Source organism: Bacillus sp. mrc49 (genome assembly GCF_002803435.1).
The window spans coordinates 1-769 of sequence record NZ_PHNG01000615.1 but is presented as its reverse complement, the minus strand read 5'-3'; the positions used below and the strand labels follow the sequence as shown (position 1 = coordinate 769).

The window sequence follows — 769 nt, the reverse complement described above, 5'->3', positions numbered from 1 at the left end:
CTCCTCATGATTTTTTTCCTTTCATTCACTTTCATTTTTCTACTGTTGTCCTGCCTACAAAATCTAGCTGCATTACTTCTGTCGTTTCATGGATCATATGAAATGAAGAACATACCCAAAGAGTTCCAAAATAAACAGTCCATGGGCATGTACTAAAGCAGTTTCATTTTTTTTACTGATGAAGAACGTTTTTAGCTATCGAAAAGCTAGGGATGCCCGGCTTCTTGCATCCTGTGCGTTCGCACGAATAAGGATCGACCATTTTACATTCATTCTGTACTTCGTCTTCAGAAATCATACTATTTACCGGCAGGAATGCAGACATTCCTAATAAGGCAAAAGAGAAATTGAACAAGCCTTTTGCACTCATTTAGTTATTTTTTCAGGCCTTCACCCAGCCCCTTCAATAAATCAATAGTAAACCTCATAACTCGATTCACATCGGGGTCTCTTAGCAGCTTCACTAAATCAAAAACACCGACTTTTTTGTTTGACTGGATTCCTTCCTCTGCTCTTTGAAGCCCTTTCGATAAGCCCCCCACTAATTTTTGTGTTGTCTCAGGGTCCAATTCTGTCAATACTCCAGCGGCAGCCATCGCATTATTGAGCGCATTAGTTACAGGCGGACGCAACATTTGCCCTACTGCAATTTTAGCTACATCTTCTTTTGCCTCAACCAAATTATTGATTGCCCCAAGAATTCCACTATCATGGAGTTCCTGGAGCAGTTTGATGGTTTCTTTAATCCCATCTGAATTTCGCGATATAT

1 protein-coding gene is annotated in these 769 nt (G+C 40.2%); it reads right to left on the bottom strand.

The genetic code is table 11. The features are described 5' to 3' along the window. Positions 1 to 374: 374 nt before the first annotated feature. Positions 375 to 769 (bottom strand): DUF1641 domain-containing protein (locus tag CVN76_RS06410; RefSeq protein ID WP_100530624.1); only part of this gene is annotated, 395 nt, incomplete at its 5' end.